This window comes from Anaerococcus sp. Marseille-P9784 (genome assembly GCF_902500265.1).
In the GTDB taxonomy this organism is placed as follows: domain Bacteria; phylum Bacillota; class Clostridia; order Tissierellales; family Peptoniphilaceae; genus Anaerococcus.
In genome coordinates this window covers 252,590-272,211 of record NZ_CABVOZ010000001.1, presented here as the reverse complement: position 1 = coordinate 272,211, position 19,622 = coordinate 252,590, and the positions used below count along the sequence as shown (strand labels likewise).

General features: G+C 32.7%; 22 protein-coding genes. 18 read left to right on the top strand and 4 right to left on the bottom strand.

Features of this window, described 5'->3' with window-relative positions; genetic code table 11:
• Positions 1–45 precede the first annotated feature (45 nt).
• The 12 genes from infA (at position 46) to GAN53_RS01180 (ending at position 7,415) form a co-directional block, all read left to right on the top strand.
• The gene (gene infA, locus GAN53_RS01230; RefSeq protein WP_151409227.1) at positions 46–264 is read left to right on the top strand and encodes a translation initiation factor IF-1; all 219 of its coding nucleotides are present in this window, start codon (positions 46–48) and stop codon (positions 262–264) included.
• 10 nt (positions 265–274) lie between these two features.
• On the top strand, positions 275–400 hold the full coding sequence (locus tag GAN53_RS09895; RefSeq protein ID WP_263969940.1) for a hypothetical protein: 126 nt from the start codon (positions 275–277) through the stop codon (positions 398–400).
• Positions 401–600: 200 nt separating this feature from the next.
• Positions 601–714 carry a 50S ribosomal protein L36 gene (gene rpmJ, locus GAN53_RS01225; protein WP_099321620.1) on the top strand — a complete coding sequence of 38 codons (114 nt, stop codon included), beginning with the start codon at positions 601–603 and terminating at the stop codon, positions 712–714.
• Positions 715–723: 9 nt separating this feature from the next.
• Positions 724–1,068 (top strand): 30S ribosomal protein S13, encoded by a 345-nt coding sequence (gene rpsM, locus GAN53_RS01220; protein ID WP_099321621.1) that lies wholly within the window; start codon positions 724–726, stop codon positions 1,066–1,068.
• Positions 1,069–1,077: 9 nt separating this feature from the next.
• A complete protein-coding gene (gene rpsK / locus GAN53_RS01215; RefSeq protein ID WP_099321622.1) occupies positions 1,078–1,470 on the top strand; it encodes a 30S ribosomal protein S11 in 393 nt (130 codons plus the stop codon).
• A 12-nt stretch (positions 1,471–1,482) separates the two neighbouring features.
• Positions 1,483–2,076 (top strand): 30S ribosomal protein S4, encoded by a 594-nt coding sequence (gene rpsD, locus GAN53_RS01210; protein ID WP_151409226.1) that lies wholly within the window; start codon positions 1,483–1,485, stop codon positions 2,074–2,076.
• A 32-nt stretch (positions 2,077–2,108) separates the two neighbouring features.
• Complete coding sequence (locus tag GAN53_RS01205) at positions 2,109–3,068, top strand: DNA-directed RNA polymerase subunit alpha (protein WP_151409225.1); 960 nt, start codon at positions 2,109–2,111, stop codon at positions 3,066–3,068.
• A gap of 9 nt (positions 3,069–3,077) precedes the next feature.
• Entirely contained in the window at positions 3,078–3,419 is a 342-nt protein-coding gene (gene rplQ, locus GAN53_RS01200; RefSeq protein WP_151409224.1) for a 50S ribosomal protein L17, read from the top strand.
• 215 nt (positions 3,420–3,634) lie between these two features.
• On the top strand, positions 3,635–4,726 hold the full coding sequence (locus GAN53_RS01195; RefSeq protein WP_151409223.1) for a SpoIIE family protein phosphatase: 1,092 nt from the start codon (positions 3,635–3,637) through the stop codon (positions 4,724–4,726).
• Between the two features lie 2 nt (positions 4,727–4,728).
• Complete coding sequence (deoC, locus tag GAN53_RS01190) at positions 4,729–5,361, top strand: deoxyribose-phosphate aldolase (RefSeq protein ID WP_151409222.1); 633 nt, start codon at positions 4,729–4,731, stop codon at positions 5,359–5,361.
• 6 nt (positions 5,362–5,367) lie between these two features.
• A complete protein-coding gene (locus GAN53_RS01185) occupies positions 5,368–6,819 on the top strand; it encodes an alpha-amylase (RefSeq protein WP_151409221.1) in 1,452 nt (483 codons plus the stop codon).
• Positions 6,816–7,415 carry a viroplasmin family protein gene (locus tag GAN53_RS01180; protein WP_151409220.1) on the top strand — a complete coding sequence of 200 codons (600 nt, stop codon included), beginning with the start codon at positions 6,816–6,818 and terminating at the stop codon, positions 7,413–7,415. Before GAN53_RS01185 ends, GAN53_RS01180 begins: the two co-directional genes overlap by 4 nt.
• A gap of 123 nt (positions 7,416–7,538) precedes the next feature.
• On the opposite strand, the gene GAN53_RS01175 is transcribed toward GAN53_RS01180, so the two are convergent.
• The 3 genes from GAN53_RS01175 to GAN53_RS01165 form a co-directional block, all read right to left on the bottom strand.
• The gene (locus GAN53_RS01175; RefSeq protein WP_151409219.1) at positions 7,539–7,844 is read right to left on the bottom strand and encodes a hypothetical protein; all 306 of its coding nucleotides are present in this window, start codon (positions 7,842–7,844) and stop codon (positions 7,539–7,541) included.
• Between the two features lie 593 nt (positions 7,845–8,437).
• On the bottom strand, positions 8,438–9,580 hold the full coding sequence (locus GAN53_RS01170; RefSeq protein WP_151409218.1) for a hypothetical protein: 1,143 nt from the start codon (positions 9,578–9,580) through the stop codon (positions 8,438–8,440).
• 142 nt (positions 9,581–9,722) lie between these two features.
• Positions 9,723–10,289 (bottom strand): DUF3783 domain-containing protein, encoded by a 567-nt coding sequence (locus GAN53_RS01165; protein WP_151409217.1) that lies wholly within the window; start codon positions 10,287–10,289, stop codon positions 9,723–9,725.
• A gap of 103 nt (positions 10,290–10,392) precedes the next feature.
• Between GAN53_RS01165 and GAN53_RS01160 the strand changes: the two genes are divergently transcribed.
• A complete protein-coding gene (locus GAN53_RS01160; RefSeq protein WP_151409216.1) occupies positions 10,393–10,914 on the top strand; it encodes a hypothetical protein in 522 nt (173 codons plus the stop codon).
• A 101-nt stretch (positions 10,915–11,015) separates the two neighbouring features.
• Here GAN53_RS01160 and GAN53_RS01155 read toward each other — a convergent pair whose 3' ends face one another.
• Positions 11,016–11,843 carry a Cof-type HAD-IIB family hydrolase gene (locus GAN53_RS01155; RefSeq protein ID WP_151409215.1) on the bottom strand — a complete coding sequence of 276 codons (828 nt, stop codon included), beginning with the start codon at positions 11,841–11,843 and terminating at the stop codon, positions 11,016–11,018.
• 81 nt (positions 11,844–11,924) lie between these two features.
• Here GAN53_RS01155 and ald point away from each other — a divergent pair, with 81 nt between their 5' ends.
• From ald to GAN53_RS01130, 5 genes are all read left to right on the top strand, one after another.
• A complete protein-coding gene (gene ald, locus GAN53_RS01150; protein ID WP_151409214.1) occupies positions 11,925–13,034 on the top strand; it encodes an alanine dehydrogenase in 1,110 nt (369 codons plus the stop codon).
• 49 nt (positions 13,035–13,083) lie between these two features.
• A complete protein-coding gene (locus GAN53_RS01145) occupies positions 13,084–13,533 on the top strand; it encodes a hypothetical protein (RefSeq protein ID WP_151409213.1) in 450 nt (149 codons plus the stop codon).
• A 36-nt stretch (positions 13,534–13,569) separates the two neighbouring features.
• Complete coding sequence (locus tag GAN53_RS01140) at positions 13,570–14,499, top strand: TIGR01212 family radical SAM protein (protein WP_151409212.1); 930 nt, start codon at positions 13,570–13,572, stop codon at positions 14,497–14,499.
• Positions 14,484–15,098, top strand: coding sequence for an isochorismatase family protein (locus tag GAN53_RS01135; RefSeq protein ID WP_151409211.1), 615 nt, complete (start codon positions 14,484–14,486; stop codon positions 15,096–15,098). The genes GAN53_RS01140 and GAN53_RS01135 overlap by 16 nt, the downstream gene beginning before the upstream one ends.
• Before the next feature lie 167 nt (positions 15,099–15,265).
• Positions 15,266–19,528: a 2-hydroxyacyl-CoA dehydratase gene (locus GAN53_RS01130; protein ID WP_151409210.1), complete on the top strand. Its 4,263-nt coding sequence runs from the start codon at positions 15,266–15,268 to the stop codon at positions 19,526–19,528.
• Positions 19,529–19,622 lie beyond the last annotated feature (94 nt).

Genomic DNA, 19,622 nt, shown 5'->3' with positions numbered 1-19,622 from the left:
GTAAATTTTATAAGACATGTTTCAGAACCAAAGGAGGTTTAATATATGTCAAAAAAAGATGCTATAGAAGTCACAGGAGTTGTAAAAGAAGCTCTACCAAATGCAATATTTAAAGTAGAGCTAGACAACGGTCACGAAATACAAGCCCATATCTCAGGCAAACTTCGTATGAATAGTATAAGAATTTTAGAAGGAGATACCGTAACAGTAGAACTATCTCCATATGACCTAACACAAGGAAGAATAACTTGGAGAAGGAAGTAGTCCCAGCATCTTGGGTGAAAAACACGAAGTGTTTTTCATCTCTGAGATGAGCGAAGTTGCGAAAGCAACAAGCGAATCCAGAGAACTAAGCGAGCTAGGCACAAAAGTGCCAAGCGAGAGGAAGAAACGCTTATAAGAAGAGAAAAAACTTCAAAAAGAAGAATTTTTCATCTTTGAGATGAGCGAAGTTGCGAAAGCAACAAGCGAATCCAGAGAACTAAGCGAGCTAGGCACGAAGTGGCTAGCGAGAGGAAGAAACGCTTATAAGTAGAGAAAAAAACTTCAAAAAGAAATTCAATAATTGAGTAAGTCAACTAGAAAATCAAGGAGAAATAAATGAAAGTTAGAGCATCAGTAAAAAAAATGTGTGACAAATGCAAAATTATCAAAAGAAATGGCAAAGTCATGGTAATTTGCAGCAATCCAAAACACAAACAAAGACAAGGTTAGGAGGGTTAAATGCCAAGAATAGCTGGTATAGATTTACCTAGAGAAAAAAGAGCAGAAATTGGCCTTACCTATATTTACGGTATAGGTCGTGCAACTGCAAACGAAATACTTAAAAACACAGGAATCAACCCTGACACAAAAATGAAAGACCTTACTGAAGAAGAATTAGGAAAAATTCGTGAACAACTAAACAAATACACCATAGAAGGTGATTTACGTCGTGAAACTTCTATGAATATTAGAGCACTTCGCGAAATCAACTGCTACAGAGGTCTAAGACACAAAGCAGGTCTTCCAGTAAGAGGACAAAATACAAAAAACAACGCTAGAACAAGAAAAGGAAGAAAGGGTTAAGGAGAATAAATGGCTCAAAAAAGCAAAACTTCTAGAAAAAGAAGAGTTAAGAAAAATGTTGAACGTGGCCAAGCTCACATTAACTCAACATTCAACAATACAATGGTTACCCTTACAGATATGCAAGGTAATGCCTTATCTTGGGCATCTGCTGGACAATTAGGATTCAGAGGAAGTAGAAAATCTACACCATTTGCTGCACAAGAAGCTGCAGAAGTAGCTGCAAAAAAAGCAATGGACTTTGGACTTAAAACAGTAGAAGTATATGTAAAAGGACCAGGTTCAGGACGTGAGTCTGCAATCAGAAGCTTACAAGCAGCAGGACTTGAAGTTACAATGATCAAAGATGTAACACCAATTCCACACAATGGATGTAGACCACCAAAAAGAAGAAGAGTGTAGTAAGGAGAAATCATGGCAGTATCAAAAGATCCAGTATATAAAAGAGCAAGAGCTTTAGGAATTTCTCCAGCATACCTAGGATATACAGGTGAAAGCAAAAGAACATTACCACAAAGACGTGGCAAAATGAGTGACTATGGTATGCAACAAAGAGAAAAACAAAAAGCTAAATTTATCTATGGAGTATCTGAAAAGCAATTTAGAGGATACTATGAAAAAGCTACAAAGATCAAAGGACAAACAGGTGAACAACTTATAATCCTTTGTGAAAGAAGACTTGATAATATAGCATATAGATCAGGCCTTGCAAGAACACGTCGTGAAGCAAGACAAATAGTAACACATGGTCATTTACTAGTAAATGGCAAAAGAGTGGACATTCCTTCATACTTAGTAAAAGAAGGAGATGTAATCGAAGTTCGCGAAAAATCAAGAAGCAAAAGCTTATTTAAAACAATCAGAGAAGTAAACGCTACATTTGGAGTTGTTGATTGGATGAGTTCTGATTTAGAAAACTTAAAAGTTACAATCAATAGATATCCTACAAGAGAAGAAATAGATATTCCAGTAGAAGAACGTATGATCGTAGAGTTCTACTCTAAATAATAATAATTAAAGTTGAGACTTTAGGAGTTACCATGATCGGAAAATTAGATACTAAAATAGAAATATTGGATATAGACGAAAAAGACAATTATGGTAAATTTGCCTTATATCCACTTGAGCGAGGCTATGGTACAACCATCGGAAACAGCATGAGAAGGGTTTTATTATCATCTTTACCTGGTTCTAGCGTCTCTAAAATTCTAATAGAAGGCGTACTTCATGAATTTTCAGTTATTGATGGAGTAGTAGAAGACGTTCCTGAAATCATACTAAATCTAAAAGGCCTAGATATAAAAAACCATAGTGATGAAGATGTTACTTTGTTTTTAGAAATCGAAGGACCTAAGATTGTAACTGCAAAAGATATTAGCAAAGATTCATCAATTGAAATTGCAAATCCAGAGCATTACATTGCAACAGTAAATGATAAAGCTAAGTTATTTATTTCTATGGAAGTTACAAATGGTAAGGGATATAGAGTAGCAGAATTTAACAAATCTGAATCTGATCCTATAGGAACAATCGCAATAGATTCATCATTTACTCCAGTAGAAAAAGTAAACTACTTAGTTGAAAATACTAGAGTAGGGGAGATTACTGATTATGACAAACTTATAATAGAAGTTTGGACTAATGGAACAATAACTCCTCAAGAAGCTCTTAGCCAAGGAGCTGAGATATTAATAGATGACTTCAATTATTTCAGAGATTTACCAAATGTTTCATTTGAGGAAGAAGAAGAAACAGTTGAAGAAATCGAAGAAGAAGTTATTGAGCAAGTAAATGATTCAGCATTGAACAAAACTATAGAAGAGTTGGACTTATCTCTACGTTCATTTAACTGTCTAAAAAGAGCAGGATTTGACACAGTTAGCGATATAGTTGACAAATCAGAAGCTGAACTAAAAACTATCAAAAACTTTGGCAAAAAATCATTAGAAGAAGTAAAAGATAAAGTCCATGAAATGGGACTAAAACTAAGAGATGAATAGGAGGTAAGAATGGCTAATAAAAGAAAACTTGGCAGAAGAACTGACCATAGACAAGCATTAATTCGCAACCAAGTGACATCTTTATTCGATAATGGTAGAATACAAACTACTTTTACTCGTGCTAAAGAGACACAAAAAGTAGCTGAAAAAATGATTACTCTTGGTAAAGCTAACACACTTCATACAAGAAGACAAGCAGCAGCCTATATTTACAAACCATCTACACTAAAAAAACTATTTGAAGAAATAGCACCTGAATACGAAACAAGAAATGGTGGATACACCAGAGTACTTAAGTTAGGGCCAAGAAGAGGCGATGGTTCAGAAATGGCAATTATAGAGCTAGTATAATAAGCTATAAAAATTTTAATAATATCTGATATGGCATCTTTGAAAATCAAAGGTGCTTTTTTGATTGTAAATTTTTATTAATAAGATTTATTATTTTCATAGTTAAATAAAAAACGTTGATATTACAATGTTTTACACCTATTAAAGTATTTGCAATAAATAAAATAAAATGATATAGTATTAGCAAGAATATATAGAAATATGGGGTAAATATTATGGATAAAGCACTGATAGAAAATCTTAATAGTACTAATTTTGCAGTGCTTAATTCTATGGAAGATTGGGTTAGAATAATTGATCCATTTGGCAATACAATTTTTAAAAACGATTCTTTAGAAAAATCCATAGAGAAATCTACAAATTTACAAATTTATTTAAAGGAAAATATTCCTTTGAATTTAGCTAGAGAAAATGAATCCATAAGAAATACAACTGTTATAGAAGAGAAGCTGATTGATAATAGATATTATTCTATCAAAGCTTCTCCTATATTTTACCAAGATAAATATGAGGGGACGGTTGAAGTTTTTAGGGATATTACTAGCGAAACTAGTATGAAAATTGAACTTTTCGAAGCCAATAGAAGTATGCTTGACGATGTTAGATTTGTAAGGAAAATTCAATCCTCAATCTTACCAAAAGATAAAAAATACGCAAATCTCAATCTAAAAAGCATATATCTACCGACTACAAATGTATCTGGAGATCTTTACGATATTATAAAAATTGACGATGATAAATATGCTTTTTATATAGCAGATGTTATGGGTCATGGGGTAAAAGCTTCAATACTTACTATGTTTGTAAAAGTTTCCGTAAGTTCAATTTTTGAAAAAAATCCTAATTATTCTCCATCTGAAGCCCTACTAAAACTTAGAAAAAAATTTACCGATTTAGATATATACACATCTCAATATTTTACTGCTTGGTTGGGCATTTTTGATCTAAAAAATCATTATCTTACATTTTCCAATGCAGGTCACAATTGTCCACCAATGATGGTTGATAAATTTGGCAAATTTCAATATCTTCATGCCAATGGTAGGATGATTTCAAATATTATAGAACCAGACAAATATAACGAGATAAGCATACCATTAACTAAGGATGCTAAAATTTTGTTTTTTACTGATGGAGCTGTTGAAACTGAAAATGTAGAAAAAAAAGAATTTGGTCTTGAAAGACTAAAAAATTCATTTTGTAAGCATAAAGATTTGGACAAAATTTATGGAGAAATAAAAGAATTCTCCTACGGCGAACAAAAAGATGATATAACCTTAGCAATTATTAGCTATGACAAGGAGTAAAAATGAAATTAAATAAATTAATAGATCACACAAATCTAAAGCCAGAAGCTACAAAAGAGGATATAAAAAATCTTGTAGATGAGGCTATAGCCAATGATTTTTACAGCGTTTGTGTAAATTCGTCTTTTGTAAAATTTATAAAAGATTATAACAAAAATATTAAAATTGCAGCCGTTGTAGGCTTCCCACTTGGAGCTGTGTCAACCAAAGCCAAAGCCTTCGAGGCAAAAACAGCCATAGAAGATGGAGCAAGCGAAATTGATATGGTAATAGAAATAGGTCGCCTAAAAGAAAAAGATTACGATTATGTTCTTAACGATATAAAAGCTTGTAAGGAAGCTTGTGGGGAGAATGTTTTAAAAGTAATAATTGAAACTTGTCTTTTGACAGATGAAGAAAAAATCAAGGCTTGCGAGCTTGCAGTCAAAGCTGGTGCAGATTTTGTAAAAACTTCAACTGGATTTTCAACGGGAGGAGCAAAAGCAAGTGATATTTCATTGATGAGAAAAACTGTTGGTGAAAATATCGGCGTTAAGGCAAGTGGAGGTATCCACAACAAAAAGGAAGCCATGGAAATGGTTGAAGCTGGCGCAAATAGAATTGGCGCTAGCAAATCTATAGAAATATGTAAGTAGGAAAATATGGCAAATGAAATAATGATGCAGTCCTTTGAGTGGGACACAGATGGCTCTGGTAATTTTTATAACAAATTAGCAAAAGATGCCAAAAAACTAAAAGAAAATGGAATTGATGGTCTTTGGTTACCACCTATGACCAAGGGCGGATCCGATATGGACGTAGGTTATGGAATCTACGACCTATGGGATCTGGGAGAATTTGATCAAAAAGGCACTATAAGAACTAAATATGGAACAAAAGAAGAACTATTAAAAGCTTTAAAAGTCCTACAAGAAGCAGGAATAAAATGCTATGCAGATGTTGTTCTAAACCACAAGGGCAACGCCGATTTCAAAGAAGAATTTAAAGCTATCATGGTTGATCAAAATAACAGAGAAAAAGATGTTTCTGAGCCAATGGATATAGAAGCTTGGACGGGTTTTGATTTTAAGGGAAGAAATAAAAAATATTCCGATATGATTTGGCATTATTACCATTTCACAGGAGTGGATTATGATGTAAAAACTGACACTTCTGCAATATTTAGGATACTTGGCGATGGCAAATATTGGGATGAAGATGTTTCAAATGAAAAGGGAAATTTTGACTATTTAATGAATTGCGATATAGACCACGAACATCCAGAAGTAAGAGAAGAAATTTTCAAATGGGTAGATTGGTTTATAGATGAAACTAATGTCGATGGTTTTCGCTACGATGCCCTAAAACACATTTCAGCAAATTTTATTTCTGACCTATCAAATCATATAATCAAGGAAAATGGTAGAGAAAATTTCTATTTGTTTGGAGAATTTTGGCAATATGACAAAGAAGAAATAGGCAAATATCTTGAAACTACCGATTACAATGTAGATTTATTTGACGTGCCTTTACATTTTCACATGCAAGAAGCCAGCAAATCCATGGGCAATTACGATATGAGAAAAATTTTCGACAACACAATTGTTGCTGATTTTCCTGCCTGTGCTGTAACTTTTGTCGACAATCACGACAGCCAACCAGGTCAATCGCTTGATTCTTGGGTTGAAGACTGGTTTAAAGAAATCGCCTACGCTATGATTTTATTTAGAAAAGATGGTTATCCATGTATTTTTGCTGGAGATTACTACGGACTAATTGGCGAAGTAAAAACCGAGCCAAAATATGATCTACTAAATAATATGATGAAAGTTAGAAAAAAATATAATTACGGAGAAGAAGACAATTACTTTGACGATCCAGCAGTAATTGGTTGGGTAAGACGAGGCGATGAGGACCATAAGCCTTTGGCAGTTTTAATTTCCATCAAAGACATGGCAGAAAAGCAAATGCACGTTGGAGAAAGCGAAAAAGGTGCAACTTATGTCGATCTTTCTGGCAAGAACGAAGATGTAATAATAGATGATGAGGGCAACGGCGTATTTACAGTCGGCCCTGGTCAAGTAACCTATTGGGCAAATAAAGCTAGCCTATGAAATATTATGCAGTAAAAAAAGGCAGAAATCCTGGGATCTACGAGTCCTGGGATTTGTGTTTAAAAGAAGTAAAAGGATATAGTGGTGCAATTTACAAATCATTTAAGACTTTAGATGAAGCAAAAAATTTCATGGATGATTTAGAAAAAGAATTAGAAATAAGCGAAAATTCTGCCGTAGCCTATGTTGACGGATCTTACAATCCAAAGAGCAAAGTTTATGGAGCCGGAGTTGTATACCTTGTAGAAGGTAAGGAGATTGAACTAAACAAAGTTTTTGATGACTCCTTTAGCATTCATAGAAATGTGGCTGGAGAAGTAAAGGCAAGTGAGCTTGCAATTTCAAAGGCAATTGAGGATAAAAAAGAGCAAATCATTATCTACCACGACTACCAAGGCATAGCAAGCTGGGCAGATGGATCGTGGAAAACAAACAACGACCTTACCAAATCTTACAAAAAATTTATAGACCAAGCAAGAGGAAAAATTAAAATAAATTTCATAAAAGTCAAAGGCCATTCCAACGATAAATACAACGACCAAGCCGATAAATTAGCCAAGCTTGCTTGTGGGATAGAAAATTTTAAAAAACCCTAGATTCTTTTTAGAAATCTAGGGCTTAGAGTAAGAAGAAAATTATATCATTTATAAATCATTTTATATTTTAGATTAGTATATTTTCATTAATTACTATCAAATATTTTAGAGATTTAATTTTGCCTATTTTACAACGTCGTAGTTATAATCCCAATTTTGGAAAACTTTAACGTAGGAAGTTTTAGTAGCGTTAGTTTTTATCGTTTTTCCATCCAACATGGTATAAGCTCTCTCAACAACCTTGTATTTTTTGTAAAATGGTCTATATTTGAGTCTATATACTTTTCCCTTTGGAACACTTATTTCATAACTGACATTTCTCGTCTGAGAAACTCCAATTGTAATACCTAAAGATATACTTATATTTGCTATACTTGAGTATTCTCCAGATATTGTGTTAGTATATGTATCTGTTCTACTTGAACCCATGCTAAGTTTACAAGGACCTCGTCCAGAAGGACCATACTTATAAGAGCCATAAACAATTCCTACATTTGATTTAGATTCTACTTTCCAATAAATATAACCATCTGTTACTGCATTTATTGTTTCTGAATTGTTGTTATTATTACCAGCAGCATATTAAGTATTAGATAGGCTGATAATGATTATTGTAGTTAAGGCAATAATCTTATTTAATATTTTTTTCATTTTTTCTTCTTTTAATATTAATTCGTATACTTGAATTATCTAATCGCCATCAATTATCATCCAAATGCTCAAGCATAAAGTTACTAAACATAGGATGTGGACAATTAAAGGGACTGAAACTATTATACTAGCTGTCAAATTGCCTGTGAAAATACTACTTTCAGGGAAATTTATACTTTCAGCCATAAAAATAATAGCGTAAGTCAATAAAGTCAAACATAAGATTTTATAACCTGTATCCTTTTTCATAAATTCCTCGTTCTCATTAATTGAAAAATATTCTAATCAAATGATTATACAATAAAAAATATTTGTCTTTCTAAATAGATTATAGCACCAAATATTTTCAAAGTAAATATAAAATTTAATATTTATATCAAAATCATAAAAAATATGTGAGCTGAGATTCCTGCAATTAGTCCTCCTATTGTGTGGGAGAATATTGCTTGGGCGGTTAGTTCTTTTGCTCCAATGGCATCCATCATTGCCACATGAGTTGACAAATATCCTGACCAGCACATACAAATTGATGTAAAAACTGCCAAATCATTTGCAGTTAAAAGATTATTTGTTGCAAGATTTCTAACAAGTCCCATAGCAGCGCCAGCAGATCCTAGGGCAGTTATTGGAACTGCGATGGATTCGTTATTGGTAAAACCAAATAGAGGTTTGAGGATAAAGGATAATTTGTCTCCAATCCATGGCAAAATAGGCACGCCTTCATTATAAGCCCCAGTATAAAGACCCTTTGGACCGGGAGTATTTGTTATGAGCATTATCACCGTACAAATTCCTATTACACCCGGGATAATAGATGCTCCCATATTTAGACCAGATTTTCCACCATCAAGTAGGGCTTCAATAAATCTTTCTCCGATAGAACCATTTCTAATTATTCTACAATCTTTTGGTAAATCTTTTATTGAATCAATCATTACCATTTCAGAAGTTCCGTAGTATTTTTTGGTAAAAGTTTGCATAATCCTTACGCTAAAAATAGATCCAACGCAAGCTCCTAAATTGCCAATAAGAGCTGCCTTGCCTGAATTTTCAATAGGTAAAGCTCCTAAAGTTGTAGTTACAATTAATCCCATGCCAAAAGATGTACCAAGATTTGTAAGTGAAGGTAACTGGTATTTTTTAAATAATACTTTAAAATTATCCTCATGAGCAAGGGTTAAGATTGAAGGATTATCAGATAAATAGCAATTTAAAATTCCAAGAGAGGCAGCTCCTGGCAAATTGTAAAGTGGTTTCATAATTTTTGACAAAATCAAGTCAATTAGAGCTATAAAGCCAAATTCAGAAAAAATTGCAGCTAAAGATCCAGTTAATACAGAAATTGCCATTATATATAAACAAGTATTTATTAACAAATCATAAGAACTATTCATCAAAGTTTGTAGCATATTGGCAAAGCCCATGACTTTTCCAATTGGTATAAAAAATCCGAAAAATAAAATAACAAAGATAAAATTTTCCAGACCTATTGATTTTTTGTATTTTTTATTCATAAATTTCTCCTAGTATAGAATAAATTATAAAGCATTGTTATAAACTTGTCTAGAAAATTGTGGATTTTTTCTCTCTAATTTTGCCATTATAAAAATTATTTTATAAAAATTTTTTATTAAAAAAAGCTAGAATATCTAGCTCTTACTTTGTTTCTTCTTCTATTCTTAAAATCTCATCGAGTAATTTCAAATAATACTTTTTTGCCACTTCAAAGTCAAATAAGGATTGGTCGTTAAAATAAGCATTTATCTCATTAACCAAATTTTTAAGCTTAGGATCTTCTCCGTGAATTTCTTTTAGACTTTTTGCTCTTTCCAAAAGCTTGTTGATGTTATTGATAAGTCCCATCATCTTGCCTTCCTTATCATTTTCTATAAGAAGCTCTCTTAAAGTCCAATGCACATTGTTGGCAGTTTCGCTTGCCTTATGTTGGATAGCAAGATTATTTTCACGCATAGTATCTAAGAGATCAAAAAGTCCGTTTTTATCAAAGTCTGCAAACAAAATAAAAGGAAAATCCAAATTTTCATCAAAAGCAAGACAATTATCTTTTTTTTCGAAATTTTCCATTGCAAGAAGAAAGCCTACAAGCTGGTCAATATCGGATTTTCCAACCCTAATTATCTCAATATCTCTATCATATGCAATTTTTTCAAATTTATTTATATCATAATCATCTTTAATATTATAAAGTAAAACTTTTGCCATAATTCCTCCTCGTACTAGAAAGACTATACTTTACAATTAATTTATAAACAAACTAAAATTTGGGTATATATACAAATGTAAAGTTAGATTTAGGAGATGGACTATGGCAAATTTAGACGATAAAAACAATTACAAATTAAGACTTAAGGAAATAGAATCTCTAATTTTAAAGGCAAAAAATGTTTTTAGAGATCTTGAAGTTTCAGAGAAAAAAATAGGAAAAAAATATAATTTCACTACAAATTCAATGCTAAGAGGCAATTTTTTTGGAAATTTAATTAGATCAAACAAGGTTAATTTAGTAAATTCTAATATTGATCGTTGCCAACAAGCCTTGTTGGATTTTCATAGTGACTTATTATTGTTTGACGAATTTTTGGCAGACAAATTGATTTTGCCAAGCAAAATGAGCGAATTTTCTCAAGCAAATGACAAATTTAGCGATATAGCAATTAGGACAAATATGAGATTGAAAGAATTTGACCTAAGAAAAGCAAAGAGATCTTTAGAAATAATAATTAGAAGACTTGAAGGCGAAAAGAAAAAAGTTCTTTACGAAATTTCAAAATTAGAAGAGCTTAATTCTTACGAAAAAAACAAAGAAAAAGGGAAAATTACCAAATAAAAAATTTTTATGCAAATAAAAATCGTCCATAATAATCAAAGAGAAAAATTCTCGGAAAATCCTTTGATTTGTGGACGATTTTTTAAATTATTAAAGTATTTTTATTGAAATTTCTCCAAATTATTGTCAATGAGCCTATTGATGGCATATCCTACGCCAGATCTCAAATTTGATTTTGTAATAAAATCCGCATGTTTTTTTAGTTCATCAACAGAATTCTCCATAGCAACGGCAAAGCCTGCTTGCTCTAGCATGGGAATATCATTTTTTTCATTACCTATACTCATTATTTCATCTTGAGAAATATTTAATTTTTTTGCCATGGCACTAACTGCAAAACCCTTGTTGGTCTTAGGATTCATCACCTCAATTAACCATGGGGCAGTGCGAACAGAATAATAATCTGTCAATAATTTTTCTGGCATATTGGCATTTAATTTATCAATGGCAGATTTACTGCCCATAATTAAAATTCTACCAAAAGTTTTATCTTCTGGAAAATCATCATAAGATTTAACTTCTAGAGCTAGTTGAGCTATTATTGCATCGACTTTTGTGTAGATGTTTGCTCTTTTGTGTCTGGTATAAAAACTATCGTGATTCATAGCAGAAATTTGCACATCAAAATCTTTGACCAAATCATCTACAATCTTTAAATCTTTTGGATTTTGATAAGTTCCAGCTATAACTTCGTGAGTTTTATTATCAAAAACATAAGATCCATTTTGACAAACTGAAAAATTTCCTTCTTCAACAAGGCCCAATTTTTTTACTAATGATTTTACACCAGAATAAGGTCTGCCTGAAGCAATTGCAATGTGGACTCCCAAGTCACGAGCAGCATCGATTGCTCTAATATTTTCTTTTGTTAATCTTTTAAGTGGAGTTACCAAAGTACCATCCACATCAATACTTATAAGTTTGATCATATAATATATTATAACCCTTCTGGAAAATTTTTAAACTTTGGAATATAATACAAAAAAGATTATATTTATAAGGAGAAAAACATGATAATTGGAATACCAAAAGAAATAAAAGATAACGAGTACAGAGTTGCTGTTGTGCCTGGTTCTGTAAAAGAATTGGCAAAACATAATACTATTTATATAGAAAAAGGTGCAGGTTTAGGTTCTGGAATAACAGATCAAGAATATATCGATGCTGGAGCAAAAGTTTTAGATTCTGCCAAGGAAGTTTGGGAAAAATCAGAATTTATCTACAAGGTAAAAGAGCCACTAGAAGAAGAATATCAATATCTTAGAGAAGGTCTTATAGTTTATACATATTTTCATTTAGCTGGCAACAAAGCTTTAGCAGAAGAATTAGTAAAAAGAAAAGTAATAAGCGTTGCTTATGAAACTTTGCAACTAGACAACAAATTGCCATTATTACGCCCTATGAGTGAAATTGCAGGACGTATGGCAGTTCAAGAAGGAGCAAGATTTTTAACAATTCCAGAAGGTGGAAGAGGAATCTTACTTCAAGGAGTACCTGGAGTTAGACCTGCAAATGTTGTAATAGTAGGAGCAGGAACAGTAGGAACGGCTGCAACAAGAATAGCAATAGGTATGGGAGCAAGAGTAACAGTTCTTGATGTAAACATAGACGCACTTACAGCTATAACAAACATATTCCCAGACAAAGTAGAAACACTTTACTCAAATCCACTAAACATAGAAGAAGCAGTAGAACATGCTGATTTAGTAATATCAACAGTATTAATCCCAGGACGTAGAACTCCACAATTAATAAAAGAAGATTACGTCAAAAAAATGAAAAAAGGTTCAGTAATAGTCGATGTTGCAATAGACCAAGGTGGATCAACAGATCTAACTAAAGATCATCCAACAACTCACAGCGATCCAACTTTTGTTGCTCACGATGTAATCCATTATGCAGTAGCAAACATCCCAGGAGCAGTAGCAACAACAAGTACCTACGCCCTAAGCAATGCTACAACCAAATACGCAAGAGCAATTGGAGATATGGGACTAAAACAAGCTTGCGAAAAATTCCCAGAAATTATATCAGCAATCAATACCTACGATGGTTATATAAGCTTTGAACCAGTATCAGAAGATTTGGATATGGAATATAAGGAAGCAAATATAAAGTAGTTTTTTAGCATAAGAAAAGTCTAATGAACTTTGCAAATGGGAGTATTCATTGAAAAAATCAATTTCTAAAATATGCTTATTGCTAGTTTTTGTATTTATTATCCTAATCTTAGCCAACAAAATAAACTTTTTGTTTAGTGAATTAAGAGCACTTGAAATTCGATGGCAAGTAGATTTACCAAAGGAAACAAAATTGGAGCAAATTCAAAGCTCTGAACCAAGTTTTCATGGAGATGGACACAGAGCCATGGTAATTACTTGTAAGAATAAATTTGTAGCTGATACTATATTAGATACAAAAAAATACAATGTTTTCCAACCATCAGAATGCCTGGATGTAATAACAAATACCTATAAGTCGATTACCGATAAAAGAATAAGAAAATTAAATTTAAAACATAATTTAAAATCATTATTAATAAAAAAGGGATTAAATACATTATTAATTATTTATGATATCCAAATTAATAAGTATTTTGTATTTGAAGAAATTATATAAGAAAAATTTTAATGAATAAAATCAATGTGAACAATTATGCAAATAAATAACAAACGCTACAATGACCTTGATAGCTATTATAAAAGAAAATTTAATAAAAAAATTATAAAGCTTCCAATTGATGGAGGCTTTACTTGTCCTAATCGTGATGGAACTTTGTCTAGTTTGGGTTGTATTTATTGTTCTGATTCGGGTTCTGGTGAATGGACCAAGGGGGATTTGGTGGATATAAAGGCTCAAATTGCCTATCAGAAGAAAAAATTATCCAAAAAATCAAGAGATGAGGCTTATATTGCCTATTTTCAAAATTTTACCAATACTTATGGCGATGTTAGGAAAATGCGAGAAATTTTCTTTAAAGCAATTAATGATGAAGATATTGTGGGCCTATCCATAGCAACTCGCGCTGATTGTTTAGATGATGATGTGATTTCCTTGCTTGTAGAATTAAATGAGCTGACAGATCTTACAATTGAGCTTGGTATGCAAAGTGTAAATGATAAAACTTTGAAATTCATAAACAGGGGATATGACCATCAAAGTTTCGATAATGGTGTTCAAAAGTTAAATCAATGGGGTATAGATATTATAGCCCATGTTATTGTCGGCTTGCCAAATGAAAATATCAAAGATTACCTAAATGATATTGAATACATCAACTATAGGGGATTTTGGGGAATAAAAATCCACAATCTTTATATAGAAAAAAACACCTATCTTAAAAAATATTACGAAGATAATAATATTTCTTATGACATGACCAAAGATGAATATGCCAATATAGTTGTAAAAATGCTTAGAAATCTTAATCCAGAAATTGTAATTAATAGACTTACTGGAGATGGGATAAGGGAAAATATTGCCTATCCTACTTGGTCAAAAAATAAGGGGGCTGTTTTGTCAACCATTGATAAGATTATGAAAGAAGGAAATTTTAGCCAGGGGGATTTATGGAAAGAAAATTAAAAAGCAAATATTATATAAATTCATTTGATAAAGAAGGTAAAATTTACGATAAAAAAAATAGGACACTTTTATTGGTAATAGATGAGCAACCAAAGCTTATGAATGTTATGGAAAATGGAGAGCTTACAGTATTAAACACCTTAGTCTTGATAGAAGCTTTCAAAGCATACCAAATGCCAATTCTTGCAACAGAGCAATATCCAAAAGGTCTTGGTAGATCTGATCAAAGATTGGTAGATGTCTTAGATGATGATAAAATTTATCCAAAAACTCTTTTTGATGCAGCAACTTGTGAAGTATTGGAATTTATTGAAAAAAATAAAATCAAAAGTGTAGTAATTGCAGGAGCTGAGGGTCATGTTTGTGTTTACCAAAGCGTAAGAACTTTGCTTGATTTGGGTCTAAATGTATTTTTAGTAGAAGATGCGGTAGCTTCATTTAAAGAAGAGCAAAAAAATCTAGCAATAAAAACTTTAAGTAAAATGGGAGCTGTGATTTATAATACAGAAATGGCACTATTTGACCTAGCAAGAGATTCTAAAGATCCTCATTTTAAGGTAATTTCAAATTTGATCAAGGAAATGAGAGCTAGAGAATAAAAAATAACTATAATTAAAAAAATACTTGAGTCTGAGCAAAGAAAACTCGGACTCTTTTTGATTTTAGTAATTCCTAGTATTTTACTTGTGATTAAATTTTAAAAAGTGGTAAAATGTTAATATTAGTTAAAAATTAAGAAATTATTTTATAGTTAGAAAGGCTTACTATGAATTTACATATGGGACTTGATGTAGGGTCTACAACTGTTAAAATTGTAATAACCGATGAGAATTTCAATACCCTCTATCAAGTATATAGAAGACATAAATCAGATGTTAAAGAAACTGTGAAAGTTGTTCTTACAGAAGCTTACGAGAAATTTAAAGATGATTTTATAACGATAAATGTAACAGGTTCTGGAGGAATGTTTCTTGAAAAATATATGGGCATAAATTTTGTCCAAGAAGTTATAGCAGAAACTGCAGCCATTAGGAAGTTTATCCCTCAAACTGACGTGGTTATAGAGCTAGGTGGAGAAGATTCCAAAATAACCTATTTATCTGGCTCAGTTGAGCAAAGGATGAACTCTATTTGTGCTGGTGGAACTGGTGCTTTTATCGATCAAATGGCAGCTTTATTAGATACTGATGCATCTGGATTAAATCAATTATCACAAAACTACAAAAAAATATATCCAATAGCTTCCCGTTGCGGAGTTTTTGCCAAAACTGATATTCAAGCTCTAATGAACCAGGGAGCAAGTCGTGAAGATATAGCAATTTCAGTTTTCCAATCAGTTGTAAACCAAACTATATCAAATCTTGCTTGCGGTAGACCAATTCGTGGCAATGTGACATTTTTGGGTGGACCTTTGCACTTTTTGCCGGCTCTACGTGAGCGTTTTATTGAAACTTTAGGCACTGATGGCAACACTTTTACAACACCGGAAGATGCACAATTGTATGTTGCAAAAGGTGCAGCAATCCTTTCGGCAGAAAATGATGATTACGTTTTATATGCTGATTTGATAAAAGAATTGGAAAAAGATCCTCCAGAAGATTTGGAGATGACCAAAAAACTTGAGCCTTTATTTGAAAAGGAAGAAGATTACAAAAAATTTGTAGAAGATCACAAAACCAAACAAGTTATTCGTGAAGATATCCACAATTACCAAGGACCGATTTATATAGGAATTGATGCAGGATCAACAACTTCAAAAATGGTATGGCTAACAGAAGATAAGCATATTATCTATGAAGATTACAGGATGAATCTTGGTAGGCCGCTTGAAGTAGTTATAAATATGCTAAAAGATGCCTATATAAAGAAAAACCCTAAGGCTTATATAGCATCATCTGGAATTTGTGGTTATGGGGAAGATTTTATAAAAAACGCCCTACATGTTGATAATGGAGAAGTTGAAACCATAGCCCATTACACTGCTGCCAAATTTTTCAATCCTCAAGTTGATTTTATCCTTGATATTGGTGGTCAAGATATGAAAGCCATGCACATTAGAGATGGAATTATTGACTCAATCCAGCTAAATGAAGCTTGTTCTTCTGGCTGTGGGTCATTTCTTTCAACCTTTGCAGCAAGTGTTGGCATGAGCGCTAAAGAATTTCAAGAAAAAGCTTTATTTTCCAAAGAACCAGCAGATCTTGGCAGTCGCTGTACAGTTTTTATGAACTCAAAAGTTAAACAAGCTCAAAAAGAAGGCTCAGAAGTTTCAGATATAGCTGCAGGTCTTTGCTATTCGGTAATAAAAAATGCCATCCAAAAGGTAATAAAAGTTCGCGATCCAAAATCTTTGGGCGAAAATATAGTAGTTCAAGGTGGAACTTTCTACGGAGATGCAATATTAAGAGCCTTTGAAAAAATAACAGGCAGATCTACAACAAGGCCAGAAATTGCAGGTCTTATGGGTGCTATGGGCATGGCACTTATAGCCTTTGAAAAATCTTCTGGTCAATCAAGCCTTGCAGATATTAATGAACTTGAGAAATTCACCTACCAACAAAAAAATGCACGTTGCGGACTTTGTACCAACAACTGCTCTTTGATAATAAATATTTTCCCAGATGGAAGTCGCTACATCACTGGTAACCGTTGTGAAAGAGGAGCAGGTGTCAAAAAAGAAGAGACCATGGCAGATCTAAATATGTACAAGTACAAATACGATTTGCTCTTTAATAGGAAAAGCCTGGGAGATGCTGCTCGCATGGGTAAAGTTGGAATGCCGAGAGTTTTAAACATATATGAAGATTATCCTTTCTGGCATAAATTCTTCACATCTTTGGGTTTTGACCTTGTTTTATCAGGTAAATCCGATAGGAAAATGTATGAAAAAGGAATCTCATCAATTTCATCAGAAACAGCTTGCTATCCAGCAAAACTTGCCCACGGCCACATAGAAGATTTGGCAAGTCGTGATGATTTGGATTTGATATTTTATCCAGCAATTTTCTACGAATATAAACAATTTGACAAGGCACAAAACCACATGAATTGCCCAGTTGTTTCAGGTTATCCGGATGTAATAAATAATAACGTGGAAAGTTTACACGGAAAAAAATATATGAATCCCTACCTATCTCTTGAAAGCGAAAAAATCATAAGAGATAGGTTGATAGAAGAATTTGATGGCTTTTCAAACAATGGCTTTGTTTTAAGTAAAAAAGAAATAAAAAATGCAGTAGCTGCTGCTTGGCAAGAATTGCAAGATTACCACGACAAAATTAGAATTCGTGGCAAGGCTATAATAGATTATGTAAACAAAAACAAGCTCAATGCCATAGTTTTAGCAGGTAGACCATATCATATTGATCCAGAAATCCACCACGGCATACCAGATCTAATAGAATCTATGAAAATTCCAGTAATTTCAGAAGATGCCATAGCCTATAACATATCAGATATAGATGCAAATGTGAGAGTGTTAGACCAGTGGTCTTACCATGCAAGATTATATCGTGCGGCAGAATATGTTGCTAATAATGAAAATTTACAGCTTATACAATTAAATTCCTTTGGTTGCGGCCTAGATGCAGTTACAACTGATCAAGTCCAAGACATATTAGAGGCCCACGGCAAAATTTATACCTTGCTAAAAATAGACGAGGTTTCAAATCTTGGAGCGATAAAAATCAGGATAAGATCCTTACTTCAAGCCCTAAATCAAAAGAAAATAGAAAAAATTGAATTTAAAGAAGACTTATCAAGATTAGATTACAAAACTCCAGAATTTACCAAAGAAATGGCAGAATCAGGCTACACAATACTTGCTCCACAAATGGCAAGAGAACACTTTAGAATTTTGGAAAAAGTTTTTCACCAATATGGAATAAACGTTGAATTTTTAACTGAAGTTAATGAAAAAGTTTTAGACCAAGGTTTAAAATATGTAAATAACGACTCTTGTTATCCTTCAATAACTGTAGTTGGACAATTTATGGAAGCTGTAAATTCTGGCAGATACGACACAGACAAACTCGCCCTAGTAATGACCCAAACAGGAGGAGCTTGCAGGGCAAGTAACTATGTTGGTTATATTAGAAAAGGCTTAAGAGATGCAGGCTATCCAAACATTCCAGTAATAGCTTTATCAGCTCAAGGAATTGAAACCAATGCAGGATTTGACATAAGAAAGCCATCAACCCTACCGATGCTAAGTAAGGCTTTACGTGCAATTTTATTGGGAGATTTGATAAATAGAGTAACCAATGCCACAAGACCTTACGAAGAGGTAAAGGGCATGACCAATGAAATAAAAGAAAAATGGTTATGTAAGCTTGAAAAAGAAGTTCCGACTATGTCAGATAAGGCTTACAAAAATGTAGTAAAAGAAATTGTCGATGAATTTGACAATATTCCTGTAAAAGATATAAGTCTTCCAAAAGCAGGAATAGTCGGAGAAATTTTGGTAAAATTCTTGCCAGAAGCCAACAACAACCTACAAGATGTTCTCGAAGCTGAGGGAGCAGAGGTAATCTTGCCAGATTTGACAGATTTCTTTATGTATTGCATGAAAAACTCTGAGCTAAAGGCAAAATTATATGGCAAAAGTAAGATTTCAGCTTCTATAGGAAAGATTGGAATTTCAATAATAGAAAAATATAGAAAACCAATTAGAGCTGCTCTTAGAGATTCAAAAAGATTTGACGAGCCAGTTTATATCGATCAGATTACTAAATATGCAGATGAGATTACAAGTCTCGGCAACCAAGCTGGTGAAGGCTGGCTACTTGCTGGAGAGATGATTGAGTTAATCCACGCAGATGCAGCAAATATTGTTTGTATTCAGCCTTTTGGTTGTTTGCCAAATCACATAACGGGCAAGGGTGTTATGAAAAAAATCAGAGAAAAATACCCGCAAGCAAATATAGTTGCAATCGACTACGATCCAGGAGCAAGTGAAGTGAACCAAATAAATAGAGTCAAACTTATGATGAGTCAAGCTAGAGAAAATATGAAAGAAATTGCAAAATAAAAGGAAAAAAGCTAATGATTTGAAATTCGAAATCTAAGAATTTTAAAAGTCATTAGCTTTTATTTTATTTTAAAAATACATATTGATGGTATAA